This is a genomic window from Campylobacter magnus, assembly GCF_028649595.1.
Lineage (GTDB): Bacteria > Campylobacterota > Campylobacteria > Campylobacterales > Campylobacteraceae > Campylobacter > Campylobacter magnus.
Window position 1 is genome coordinate 1 of the sequence record NZ_JAQSLK010000010.1, and the last position, 12,314, is coordinate 12,314.

Here is a 12,314-nt window from a genome sequence, read left to right on the forward strand (position 1 = left end):
CATCGGAGGGCTGGTGCGAGCCTATGGTGCTAGCGTAAATGAAGCTATAAAAAACGCAAAAGACATGGGGATTCTAGAATTCTTTGAAAAAAAAGAAAGCTTAAAGGTTTTTATGCCCTTTGCCTTGATTTCACGCTGCGAGCATTTTGCCAAAACTAAAAATATAAACTTTAGCCAAGAGTTTAGCCCGCTGGGCTGTGATTTTAGCTTTAGCATAAATAAAAGCCAAAAAGCAGAACTTATAAAATTTTGCGCTACTTTAAATATAATAATAGCCTAAAATTTAGAATTCCTAGCCAAAAATACCCCCTAACCACAAAAAACCATAGGAATTCTAGAATTCCTAGAGTAGAGAGCCACAGCTCAAGCTGGGGGATGACAAGGACTAGGGAATTCTAGAATTCCTAAGCAAATTTCACTAGGAATTCTAGATTAATTCTAGGGAATTCTAAAATAATCACTCTTGCGTGTCTTGCTCGCTGGCTGGGCTATCAAAGTCTTGGCTCTCTTGTTCGCTGGCTGGGCTATCAAAGTCTAGACTTTCTTCTTCGCTTTCTTTTGGGCAACTAGCGATTGAGACTACTTTTTCGCCATCTACATTTACGACTTTTACGCCGCTGGTGTTGCGACCGGCTTTGCGTATGCTTTGCATATCTACCCTTATCATCTTGCCGCTTGTGGTAAGTGCCATGAGATCCATACGCTCATCTACCATTACAACGCCTATTAGGTCGCCGGTTTTGTCATTTAGCTTCATGCAGATTACGCCCTTGCCGCCACGGTTTGTTAGGCGGTATTCATCGGCTGTGGTACGCTTACCAATTCCAAGCTCGCCTACGCTTAGGATTTCTTGGTCGTTGCTTTCTATAAAGGCAGCGCCTACGACGCTATCATTTTTTTCTTTGAAGCTTATGCCTTTTACGCCACGGCTTACGCGGCCCATTTGGCGGATTTTATTTAGGCGAAATTTCACGCACATACCTTTGCGAGTTACGATTAGGATCATTTTGCTAGGCTCATCGCTATTTTGCTCGCCTAGCACCTCGCCTAGTATCTCGTCTGGATTGGCGCCTAGATCTTCGTTTTCTAAGCTAATATCTAGACTAGCGTTTTCCTCTCCATCTATGCTAGGCACTATTTCTCCCTCTTCGTTTTCTACTATGAGCGCAGTTACTAGCTCGTCATTTTCATCAAGTTTAATTGCACGCACACCGATTGAGCGGATGTTTTTATACTCGCTTAGATTTGTGCGTTTTACTATGCCGTTTTTGGTGAAAAATGCTAGTGATTTATTTGGCGCAAAATCGCTTGTAGGGATGATAGCCATGATTTTTTCATCATCTTGTAGGCTTATTAGATTTACTACGGCTTTGCCTTTTGCGGTGCGGCTGCCCTCTGGGATTTTATAGACCTTTAGCCAGTATAATTGACCTTTGTCAGTGACAAACATCAGCGTATCATGACTCATACAAGTAAAAAAACTCTCGATAAAATCATCATCGTAGGTAGTAACTGCGACCTTACCTTTGCCACCTCTGGCTTGCTTTTCATACTGCTTGCTTGGCACACGCTTGATATATCCTCTGTGAGTTATGGTTACTACCATGTTTTCATTTGGCACTAGATCTTCTATATCTATATCATCGTAGTCATCTACGATTTCAGTCTTGCGAGGGCATTTGAACTTCTCTTTTATATCAAGTAGCTCGTCTTTTATGATATTTTCGATTTTTTCTTCGCTTTTTAGTATGCTTTCTAGCTCAGCGATTAGCTTCATTAGCCCATCTAGCTCGGCTTCTAGTTTTTCACGCTCTAAGCCTGTAAGCTTGCTTAAGCGCATATCAAGTATTGCTTTGCTCTGCGCCTCGCTTAGGGCAAACTGGCTCATTAGCCCTGCTTTTGCGCTATCATAATCAGGGCTAGTGCGGATTAGTGCGATTACCTCATCTATGTTATCAAGGGCGATTTTAAGACCTTCTAGGATATGGGCTCTTTTGCGAGCTTCTTGAAGGTCGTATATAGTCCTGCGGATGATGACGGTTTTTCTGTGGTGCAAAAATAGCTTTAAAAGCTCTAAAAGTGTAAAAATCTTTGGTTCTTTGTTATTTATCGCTAGCATTATCACGCCAAAGGTGATTTCTAGTTGCGTGCTTTTATATAGGTTGTTTAGCACGATTTCGCTCATAGCATCTCGTTTTAGCTCGATTACCATGCGAATTCCTTCTCTATCGCTCTCATCACGCACTTCTGCTATGCCTTCAATGCTTTTTTCTTTGGCTAGTTCGGCTATGGTTTCAATAAGCTTTGCTTTATTTACTTGATAAGGTAGTTCATCTACTACTATTACATCTTTATTTGGCTTTTTTTCTATGTGAGTTTTGGCTCTTAGCTTTATGCGGCCTCTGCCTGTGCGGTAAGCATCGATTATGCCTTTTTTGCCAAATATCGTTCCACCTGTTGGAAAATCAGGGCCTTTTATATGCTCCATTACAGCCTCTAGGCTAGCTTCTTTATCCTCTAATACGACTAAAAGTCCATCAATTAGCTCATCTAAGCTGTGTGGTGGGATATTTGTAGCCATGCCGACAGCAATACCGCTTGAGCCATTTAGTAGTAGGTGCGGCACACGCGCTGGGAGTACATCTGGCTCGCTTTGGCTATCATCGTAGTTTGGGATAAAATCTACTGTGTCTTTATCAATGTCTTTTAAAAGCTCTTCAGTTAAAGCTGTCATTCTAGCCTCGGTGTAGCGCATAGCTGCTGCGCCATCTCCGTCAATAGAGCCGAAGTTTCCCTGCCCATCTACTACTGGAATTCGCATAGAGAAGTCTTGCGCTAGGCGCACAAGAGCGTCATAAACTGCTGTGTCGCCGTGTGGGTGGTATTTACCTAGAACCTCACCTACGATAGCGGCTGATTTTTTGTATTTTGCGCTTTTGCCTAGGTGCATTTCGTTCATAGCGTGTAAAATACGCCTATGAACAGGCTTTAAGCCATCTCTGGCATCTGGCAAAGCGCGGCCTATAATTACGCTCATTGAATAATCAAGATAACTAGCTTTTATAGAGTCTTCTATGCTGGTGATTTGTATATCGCTGTTTTCTAGCATTTTTGCCCTTTGGTTGATTTTGCTTAAAAAATAAGCTTAGATTATATCTAAATATATCTAAATTTTAGTTTTAAGTAAATCTAGAATTCCCTAGGAATTCTAGATTTAAAAAGGCTTTAAAATAAATATTTTTCTAGAATTTCTTTTTGTTTGCCATTTAGCGAGTTTAACTCGGTTTGTAAGCTAGAAATTTTTTGCTCAATGCTTGTTATTGCTTGGACGATTTTTTCTTGAGCTTCAAGTGGTGGTAATGGAATTTGATAATTATATAAATTTGAATTATTTATTGATGGTGGGTTGGAATTACTAGCAATATCTTTTAAATTTACGATATTTTCAAAAATTAAAAATAAAAATTGTTGATTTAATTTTTCTATATTTATAGATTTTATCGCCATAGTATTATTATCAATAATGCTAGGAATTTTAAGCATACGCTTTTTATTTGTATGTATTGCCATACCTACTTTTGGGAATATAATAGTGTTGATAGGGAATATTGTCAATTTTAAATTTTTTACCACTTCATCGCTAACATAATTATTGCTAATATTTATAAATTTTAAATTTTCTTGTAAATTCATATCTGATACTTTTATAAAAGCATTTTGGCTACTATTTGAGTTGCCTTGAAATTCTTTTGGGAAAGTATTACCACCTTTGGCTTCAATCAATCTATCAAGTTTAACACTTTTCCACTCGGTTAGGTTATAGTCTTGCGGGGTTGGTAGGTCTTTTAGATTTTCGTTGTCTTGGAATTCTACATTTAAAATTCCAGTTTTTGCTAAAACCCTGTTTATTTGCTCTTTTTGCTCTGCGATTTCATTTAGAATTCTAGAATTCTCACTTTCTACACTTTCACACTCTGCTACGATTTGCTTTTGAATATCAAGCGGCGGTAAAGGAATTTTAATGTTTTCAATGTATGATTTTGCTATATTTTGAATTCCTATTCCTTTAAAGCCACTTTGTAAAATAGCTAGATTTGATTTTATTATAAAAAATATAAATTTTAAAATTGAGTTTTCTTTGCTTGAAAAAATATAGCTATGGTCTGATGCCGAAAATTTTCCATTTATGTAATTTATATTTGCTGTTCCACCATCACCGATAATCAAAGCTTCTGTGTTAAAATCTGCTATATCACATTTAAAAACTTCAAAGCTAGATTTATAAAAAGGTATAGAACCATCTTTATTTTCAAAACTTGCTGGTCTTTTGCCCTTACCTAAACTATTTAAAGTATTTTCAAGTTTTACAAGCTGATATTTAGAATTTTCAAATGGCGAAGTTATATTTACATTATTTGCTGCTGCCAGACTAAGATTTATCGCATTTGAATATTTAACCATATCAAAATTAATCAAAGAGCTTAAATGTGTTTTAAAAATATTAAAACCATCAGGGCTTAATTCTAAATTTTCTATAAGCTTATCTACTTCATCGCTACCGCTAAAAAATGAGCGTAAAATATAATTTATTTTGCTTTTGTCATTTTCATCTTGTGGGTTATATAAGGATGTATTGATATATTTGATTGAGTTTAGATTTGCTAAGGCTTCTTTGTTTTTCTTTTCGTCATCACTATCATCACTATTTTCTTTTAGCTCATCATTTATAAGCTTTGAGCTTTGATATTTTATACCCTCATCACCTTTTCTAGTACTCCAATCATAGCCTAAAAATTTAATTATTTCATTTTTATTCTTTTGATTTGGTGCTGTTACTACAATTAGTTCGTTATTTATAGTTTTAGCAAAAAGGCTTAATTTTTCAAGTTCTATTTCTTTACAAATTTCTATAAATTGCTTTTCAAAAAAATCATTTATAAAATCACTATATTCACTACTAGCTAAGAAATCTTGCTCATCTTGCTTTTTGTCTTTACCTGTATGAGTAGAATCATAATATGAGCTATTTTCAAAAGCTGATTGAATCTCGGATTTTTTTGGTTCTACTTTTTTAAATCTACCTTTATCCTTATTCTTTTTATCATCGTTAAAAAGCTCTCTTTGCTCTTTGAAATATTCATCAAGCCTAACTGAAATTATATTTGAGCGTAAAAAATCTAAAAATTCATCTTTATTAATCTGCCTAAATTCGCAATACTTTTCTACGCAATAAGCATTTTCAAATTCTTTTGATAATATATCTAAATCAAAATTATTTTCTTTAAAGCAGGCTATCAAATCATCAATATTTTTTGTTTTTTTTCTGGCAAATAATATAAAAGTTTGAGTTCCAGTAGAACCAAAAGTGCGAGCACCAAGTTCTATAATGCTTAAAATTTCAAAAGAATTAAAAATGATATCTCTCGTCCTACTGTAAATATTTTCTTTTTCTTTATTTAGCATAGAAATTGGCAAGACAACCGCTATCAAGCCATTTTCTTTTAAAAATTGCTCTGCTCTTTCTATAAAAAAACACTCAATAGATTTATTTGTATCATAAGCTTTTGCATCAATATCATCTGCTAATTTAAATCTTTTTATATCAATTGTATCTAAGGTGGATAAAAAACCCTTTACACTATAAGGCGGATTTGAAATAATTAAATCAAAGCTATTATTTAAAAAATCTTTAAAATAAGATTTTTTCTCGTTTATTATGCTTAGAGTATCTTGAAAAATAATTTTAGCATTATCATTATAAAAATAAGTAGCAATTTTTGCTACTCTGCTAAGATTAGAATTTTTTTCTATACCTAAAAGTTTAGCATTTTGGTTTTTATTGTATTGTATATATTCGCTTAAAAAATGCCCAGCACCACAAGCATAATCTAGAATTTTAGGATTTTTGTTTTCTAGTTTTGGTAATGAGCGAATAATAAAATTTGTAATAGGCGTAGGTGTAAAAAACATACCTTCTGTTTGATGAATTGAGCGATTTAAAAAGCCTTCAAACAAGTCACCTAAAAACTGATTGGCATTGCTATCACTGCTTGAAATTTTTATATTTTGAATTAAATTAGCAATTTGAATTAAAATTCTAAAATTTAATTCAAAATCATCAGGATTTTCTACTTTTATAAAATCAAATTTTCTAATAGCATAAAATCTTTGCTCTTTAAGAATTTTTTCTATTTCATCTTTTAGTTTGCCCATATATCTTTTATATTTTTTAAAAATGGTTTCTATTTCACTAGTTTTATGATTTATTACTTTTTTGTCAAATAGCTCACTAGCACCTTTTTCGTATAGATCTAAAAGCCTATCGCAGTAATCAAATGGATTATCTCTTGTAATTCCTTTGTAATAGAATTGTAAATTATCACTATTGTATTTTTCATCTACAATTTTACATAAAAATAAATCAACTAAAGTATAAAAAGTATGCTCATAGTCATTTAGCGCATTATTTCGTAAAATAGTAGCAAAATCATTATAAATAGTTCTAATATCGCTAAATGTAACAGGACTTAAATCATCTATTGTGTAATTATTTTTGCCTATATTATAAGCCATAATATCTTTTTCAAAAAGCCCTTGCGTGGTATAACCTGCACCATAAGTATTTTTCCATACATTAAACTTTTCTATTTGTGTCCCTACTTCATCAAAACCTAATTTTCTTTCATCGTTTTTTAAATCTAGATTAATAAACTCTAAAGATTTTTTATTATCTTTGGTTTCTATGATATAAGATTTATAAGTAATTTTTTCTTCTTCATAATTACTAGCATAAAGACATAAGAAAGAAGTAGTATTTTGAGTTTGTACTAAATAAGAAAAAAGCTGACCACCATCGCTTTGCATATTTTTCCATTCTTTATTAAACTCAATCCCAGGTGTTTTGCATTCTATTATTAAATAATCATTATCTTGCTCATCTTTTACTAAAATATCGGCTTTTCCGCTTGTTTTGCTCTCTCGCCCTAGCTTCCATCTTGGTTCTAGCTCAATGTGCTTTGCTTTATAGCCTTTTTCAAGTAGACGATTTACACATTCTAATACTACGAAATTTTCAGGATGAGAGAAGTTTGAAGTAGTTTCATCACCTTTTTTTATTTCTTTTGGATAGATGATTTTTTCAGTTTTAAAATCTACGCTAATGCTCCCACAGGCGGCGTAATTTTTGCTAAAAATATCGCCACTTTTGCTAAAACCCAAGCTTAATAAAACTTCTTTTAAATTATCTTTTGTGATCATTTATTAGCCTTTGAAAAAATTTCGCAATTTTAGCAAAAATAAAGCAGAATTTACTACGGAATTTTAGTTTTATTAGGGAATTTTAGAATTCCGGCTTGCTGGCCTATCAAATGTGCTATAATAGCGCAAAAAAGCCGGGTGAGTTTTTATGAATAGAATTGGTATTATTTATTTTGCGCTTTTGCCTTTGTGCGTGGCGTCTGCTTTTATTTTCATTGCTGATGGTTTGCTAGTTAGCTCAGCTGGGGTCTTGCTAGATGGATTTAGGGCGAGCAAAGAGCAAATCGGTCTTGTTAATGCCTGCTTTTTTGCTGGGGCTGTGGCGTGTACGATTTTTTCGCATAGGCTTATTAGTGCTTGTGGGTATGAGCGTGCATTTAGCGTATTTTGCGCTATTTTTGCGCTCTCAGCCTTGCTTGGTGCGCTTAGTAATAATCTGCTTTTTTGGGGCGTTTTGCGCTTTTTTATGGGACTGGCGTATTATAGCATTGTGATGATTATAGAGGTGTGGCTAAATGCAAGCGTAAGCAACTCTATTCGCTCGCGTGTGCTTGGTATTTATGAGACGCTATTTTATGCTAGTTTTGGCGTGGGGGCGCTCTTTATCGCTTTTAGCCTTAGTGTGGAGCAAACGCTTATATTAAGTGCAGTTTTTATCGTCCTTGCGCTGCTGCCGCTAAATCTAAAAGCACTAAAAACACCACTGGTGCCACCAAGGGCAAAAATCAGCCTGCCAAATATATTTAGCGCACCAAAGCTTGCGCTCATTAGCGATTTTATCGGTGGGCTTTGTATGAATGGCTTTTTTAGCATGGCTAGCGTGTTTGCTCTGCTTTATGGGCTGGGTGATGGTAGCGTGGCAGTATTTATCGCTATTAGCATGGTTGGCGGGGCTTGCGGACATTTGCTTTGCGGGGTAGTGAGTGATAAGTTTGGCAGGGTAAATGCTCTGCTTCTAGCAAGTTTTTTAAGCTTGATTTCAGCCTTTTTGCTTGGAATTCCAAAAATTATTTTTGTAGCGGTTTTTTTGCTTGGGGCTGGGATTTTTGTGCTTTATGCGCTTAGCCTAGCTATCGCAAATGACGCTATAACAGACAAAAGAGAATACATCCTAGCAAGTAGGGCAATGCTTTTTAGCTATTTGCTTGGCTCGCTTTTTGCTGCGCCTATTTTAGGCTTTTTGATGAGTGCTTTTGGGGCTTGGGGCTTTATAGGCTTTTATGTTTTTTTAAGCGGACTTTTGCTTGTTATTACATTTTTTGGTCGTTTTGTAGGCAAAAGAGCTTTTAAAAACACAAAAAAATCTAGGGAATTCTAGATTTAGGAATTCTAGAATTCCTATGGTTTTTTTGCTTCGCATCCGCTGGTTGGGGGTTAGGGGGTATTTTTACTAGGAATTCTAGTTTTAAGAATTCTAGTTTTAAGAATTCTAGTTTAGGGAATTCTAGTTTAGGGAATTCTAGTTTAGGGAATTCTAGATTGTTTTTATATCTAGCTAGAGAATCTAGAATTCTTATTTTATAGCAAAGCGAACAGGCAATGTAAAAGCAAAGTTTTTGTTTGTTTTAGGGAACAAATGCTTTGTTTTTTCAATTGCATCTAGACTTGCTTTATCTAGGCTTTTTATATTTGAACTTTGTAAAATTTGCGCATTTGAGACGCCTGATGAATTGTAATTAAAGCTAACTAACACACTACCACTTTGATTGCGTCTTAGGGCGTCTTTTGGGTAGTTTTTGATTATGTAGGCTGAGATTATTTTATATATTTGTGCGGCGATTTTGTCTTGTTCTTTTGCTAGGCTTTGGGCTAAATTCTCTTTTTTGGGGGCGCGTTATTTATGGCGTTATTTATGACAGCATTTTGGGCTGTTTGCTGTGTTTTTGAGCTTTTTGGGGTTTGAGAGTTTTTTATATTTTTTGGCATAGGTTTTGGCTGCACTTTTTTAGGGACTATTTGCTCTTTTTCTATAACTTTTTCTGGCTCCATTTGCTCTTTTTCTATAGCTTTTTCTGGCTCTATTTGCGCTGCGCTTTGTTCTATTTTTTGCTCCACTTGTGGCACTATATAATCATTTAAAGAAATTGAATGAAAAAGCTTTTTTTGAATCGGTGCTTGCTCTTTTAAAAACAAAAAAGCAAAAAGCAAAATCCCAAAATGAACAAAAACAGAAATCATAAAACCAGAAATTAAACCAATTTTATTTTTCATTTTTTACCTTTTTGCGTTTATTGCTAGATTTTCATGCCCTTTGCTTTTTAGCTCATCAAGCACTTTTACAAAGCTCTCAAATGGAGTGTCTTTATCTACCTTTAGCACGATTAGCTGAGAGTTTTCTATATCATCAAAAGCTTTGTTTATGATGTCTAGCTTTTTATCGTTTAAGAAAATTTCACTATCTTTTGAAATTGTAATTTCATGCTTTTCATCATTGCTTGCCACTGCGTTTTTGGCTGTGGGCAAATCTACTTTTATTTGCCCATTAGCAATAAAAGTAGAAATACTAAGCACAATAGCCAAAAGCACAAGCATAATGTCTATAAATGGGACTATATTTAGCCCACCTTTATCATTTGGCATCATTATCATACTCGCTTAATAATACTTGAATTTTTCTACCAAAGGCATTATATATCATCAAAGTAGGAATTGCTACAAATATTCCAAGGGCTGTGGCTTTAAGGGCAAGAGATAGTCCATAGACCACGACAAGAGCGTCTATATTAGTACTTTTGCTCATATCATAAAAAGTGATCATTATCCCACAAACCGTGCCTAAAAGCCCTATATATGGAGCATTTTGGTATATTATATATAGCGTTGTCATGTTTTTTGTAAGGGCTCTCTCAAAAGCTACTTTGCTCTTAAAATCAGCCTTTTTAACACGCATAAAATAAATAACTCTCTCCACGCTAAAAAGCACCACCAAAAAGCTCATAAAGCCCAAAATTGCAAAAATTATATAATCTACATATTCTTTGCCAAACTCAAAAATTTCGTTCATTTCTATCCTTTATTAGCTCAATCAGCTATTTTGCTGGCTGCTAAAATTACAATTATAGGGCTTAGTAAGCTAAAAACAAAACTCGCCCTATATCTTCTGTATTAAGCTCTAAAAACTCGTACATTATATCGCCTCACTTGCGTATTTGCCACCTGCTGGACCTTTTACTATCTCAACTCTTTCTATCAAAGATGCTGGAGATATAAAGCCACCTGTGGCATTAAAGCCATCTACTAAAAGCAAAGTGTAGTCCTTGCTAAACCCACGGATTTGTATGCCTTTTGTGCCTGTTTTTTCTACCGTGGTGCTGATTCCAGGGACTGATTTAACCAAATCGCCTAGCTGGCGGACTTGGGTATGTTTGATTTCTTTTTGATCTACGATATTTACAGTAGCTGGGGCGGTTTTGATTGTTTGCTCATAACCGCTAGCAGTTACTACGATTTCATCTAGTTTTTGTTCGTTTGCGCTTAGAAGTGCTGTGCAAACTACGCTTAAAGACAAGGCTCTTTTTGTCATTGTTTTCTCCCTTATTGGATATTTTATTTTAAAAAAATGGTATAATGCCAAAAGTGATAATAGATTTCAATACTTTTTTTATAAAAAAAGATATTTTTTGTTATTAAAAAGGAATTTTTATGTCAGCTAAAAAAGAATGCCACAATTGCGAATTTTTTATTGATAAAAAGTGTGCTATCTCGCAGTGTAAATACTATGAGATTGATTATGAAGAAAATGAAAAGATTGAAATTATCATAAATAATTTTGATATTTTTAATGATACAAAGGTTAGTTTTGATATAAAAGAGAAGAAATTTAGCCTAAATATCACACTTGGGGATTCTTATACTTGCCAAAATTGCAAGTTCAAGCTTGATTGTAAAAGTGGAAATTGTATTTTTAGCGTGCTTTATAAGGGAAAATTTTATTCTCAGTTTAATGGTAATTCAAAATTAAAAAATATTATCATAAATGTAGGGGCAAATTTTTTAAAAAATCACGCAGGTCCAAAAATACTAAAAAAAATTCTAAATTCAAAAAACTCAAAGCTCATAAGCGAGGCAAAATGCCTGCCTGATACTATATTTTTAGCAAAAGAAATCTTTTTTAGCAAAGAGCCTAGCCCTTTGTTTTTAAAATCTAAAATTTTTGGAATTTTAGATAATGAGTTAAAAAACCTTGAAAATTCTAAGATAATAAATATTTCAAAAATAGAGAGAGAAATGCTTGAAAATGCCTATAAAATCATAGAAAAAAACTACGCAAATCCACTTAGTATAAAAGAGCTTTCTTATAAAGTTGGTTTAAACGAAAGCAAGCTAAAAACGCTATTTAAAGCCTTTTTTGGCTCTACTATACACGAAGCTAGCACGAAGCTTAGAATGCAAAAAGCAAAAGAGCTAATAAGCGATGGACAAAATCTAAAATCCGTAGCTTCTAAGCTGGGTTTTAGCGCACTTAGCAATTTTAGTTCTGCTTTTAAAAAGCATTTTGGCTTTACTCCGAGCAAATTTAAAGATTAGCCAAAAGTATTTTTATCTAGAATTCCCTAGATTTTTACAGCCGCTAGCGCAAAGTTTAGATGGCAGCACAAATCTGGAATTGGATAAATTTAGAATTCCTTAAAGATTGCTTTGCTCGCAATGACGAAAATTCTAGAATTCCCTACTATGTCATCCCCCAGCTTGAGCTGTGGTTCTCTGCTCTAGGAATTCTAGAATTCCTATGGTTTTTTAGGGGTTAGGGGGTATTTTTGGCTAGGAATTCTAAATTTTAGGCTATTGTTATATTTAAAGTAGCGCAAAATTTTATAAGTTCTGCTTTTTGGCTTTTATTTATGCTAAAGCTAAAATCGCAGCCTGCCGCACTAAACTCTTGGCTAAAGTTTATATTTTGAGTTTTGGCAAAATGCTCGCAGCGTGAAATCAAGGCAAAGGGCACAAAGACCTTTAAGCTTTCTTTTTTTTCAAAAAATTCTAGCGCTCCCATGTCTTTTGCGCTTTTTATAGCTTCATTTACGCTAGCACCATAGGCTCGCACCAGTCCTCCGATA

9 protein-coding genes and 2 pseudogenes are annotated in these 12,314 nt (G+C 34.2%); 3 read left to right on the forward strand and 8 right to left on the reverse strand.

What is annotated here, in order from left to right:
* Positions 1–280: pseudogene (locus tag PTQ34_RS08675) on the forward strand (YigZ family protein); the annotation flags it as partial.
* A gap of 177 nt (positions 281–457) precedes the next feature.
* Here the strand turns inward: PTQ34_RS08675 and gyrA are convergent.
* Both gyrA and PTQ34_RS08685 read right to left on the reverse strand, forming a co-directional pair.
* Entirely contained in the window at positions 458–3,109 is a 2,652-nt protein-coding gene (gyrA, locus tag PTQ34_RS08680; protein WP_273933199.1) for a DNA gyrase subunit A, read from the reverse strand.
* Positions 3,110–3,225: 116 nt separating this feature from the next.
* Positions 3,226–7,257 carry a restriction endonuclease subunit S gene (locus PTQ34_RS08685; protein WP_273933200.1) on the reverse strand — a complete coding sequence of 1,344 codons (4,032 nt, stop codon included), beginning with the start codon at positions 7,255–7,257 and terminating at the stop codon, positions 3,226–3,228.
* Positions 7,258–7,405: 148 nt separating this feature from the next.
* Between PTQ34_RS08685 and PTQ34_RS08690 the strand changes: the two genes are divergently transcribed.
* Positions 7,406–8,575, forward strand: coding sequence for an MFS transporter (locus PTQ34_RS08690; RefSeq protein ID WP_273933201.1), 1,170 nt, complete (start codon positions 7,406–7,408; stop codon positions 8,573–8,575).
* 195 nt (positions 8,576–8,770) lie between these two features.
* Here the strand turns inward: PTQ34_RS08690 and PTQ34_RS08695 are convergent, their stop codons facing one another.
* The 5 genes from PTQ34_RS08695 to PTQ34_RS08715 form a co-directional block, all read right to left on the reverse strand.
* On the reverse strand, positions 8,771–9,037 hold the full coding sequence (locus PTQ34_RS08695; RefSeq protein ID WP_318532622.1) for an energy transducer TonB: 267 nt from the start codon (positions 9,035–9,037) through the stop codon (positions 8,771–8,773).
* Positions 9,038–9,066: 29 nt separating this feature from the next.
* Positions 9,067–9,468, reverse strand: a complete 402-nt coding sequence (locus PTQ34_RS08700; protein WP_273933202.1) for a hypothetical protein — start codon at positions 9,466–9,468, stop codon at positions 9,067–9,069.
* A 3-nt stretch (positions 9,469–9,471) separates the two neighbouring features.
* Positions 9,472–9,846 carry a TonB system transport protein ExbD gene (exbD, locus tag PTQ34_RS08705; RefSeq protein WP_273933203.1) on the reverse strand — a complete coding sequence of 125 codons (375 nt, stop codon included), beginning with the start codon at positions 9,844–9,846 and terminating at the stop codon, positions 9,472–9,474.
* Positions 9,827–10,261 carry a TonB-system energizer ExbB gene (gene exbB / locus PTQ34_RS08710; protein ID WP_273933205.1) on the reverse strand — a complete coding sequence of 145 codons (435 nt, stop codon included), beginning with the start codon at positions 10,259–10,261 and terminating at the stop codon, positions 9,827–9,829. Before exbB ends, exbD begins: the two co-directional genes overlap by 20 nt.
* Before the next feature lie 123 nt (positions 10,262–10,384).
* Positions 10,385–10,780, reverse strand: a complete 396-nt coding sequence (locus tag PTQ34_RS08715; RefSeq protein ID WP_273933207.1) for a TonB-dependent receptor plug domain-containing protein — start codon at positions 10,778–10,780, stop codon at positions 10,385–10,387.
* Positions 10,781–10,899: 119 nt separating this feature from the next.
* Between PTQ34_RS08715 and PTQ34_RS08720 the strand changes: the two genes are divergently transcribed.
* On the forward strand, positions 10,900–11,784 hold the full coding sequence (locus PTQ34_RS08720) for a helix-turn-helix domain-containing protein (protein WP_273933209.1): 885 nt from the start codon (positions 10,900–10,902) through the stop codon (positions 11,782–11,784).
* A 250-nt stretch (positions 11,785–12,034) separates the two neighbouring features.
* Here PTQ34_RS08720 and PTQ34_RS08725 read toward each other — a convergent pair.
* A pseudogene (locus PTQ34_RS08725) lies at positions 12,035–12,314 on the reverse strand (YigZ family protein); the annotation flags it as partial.

Excerpts from the sequence above, each read along its gene's own strand:
- PTQ34_RS08720 (WP_273933209.1), top strand. The coding sequence starts at position 10,900 with ATGTCAGCTAAAAAAGAATGCCACAATTGCGAATTTTTTATTGATAAA.
- exbD (WP_273933203.1), bottom strand. The coding sequence starts at position 9,846 with ATGATAATGATGCCAAATGATAAAGGTGGGCTAAATATAGTCCCATTT.
- PTQ34_RS08690 (WP_273933201.1), top strand. The coding sequence starts at position 7,406 with ATGAATAGAATTGGTATTATTTATTTTGCGCTTTTGCCTTTGTGCGTG.
- PTQ34_RS08715 (WP_273933207.1), bottom strand. The coding sequence starts at position 10,780 with ATGACAAAAAGAGCCTTGTCTTTAAGCGTAGTTTGCACAGCACTTCTA.
- gyrA (WP_273933199.1), bottom strand. The coding sequence starts at position 3,109 with ATGCTAGAAAACAGCGATATACAAATCACCAGCATAGAAGACTCTATA.
- PTQ34_RS08700 (WP_273933202.1), bottom strand. The coding sequence starts at position 9,468 with ATGAAAAATAAAATTGGTTTAATTTCTGGTTTTATGATTTCTGTTTTT.
- PTQ34_RS08685 (WP_273933200.1), bottom strand. The coding sequence starts at position 7,257 with ATGATCACAAAAGATAATTTAAAAGAAGTTTTATTAAGCTTGGGTTTT.
- exbB (WP_273933205.1), bottom strand. The coding sequence starts at position 10,261 with ATGAACGAAATTTTTGAGTTTGGCAAAGAATATGTAGATTATATAATT.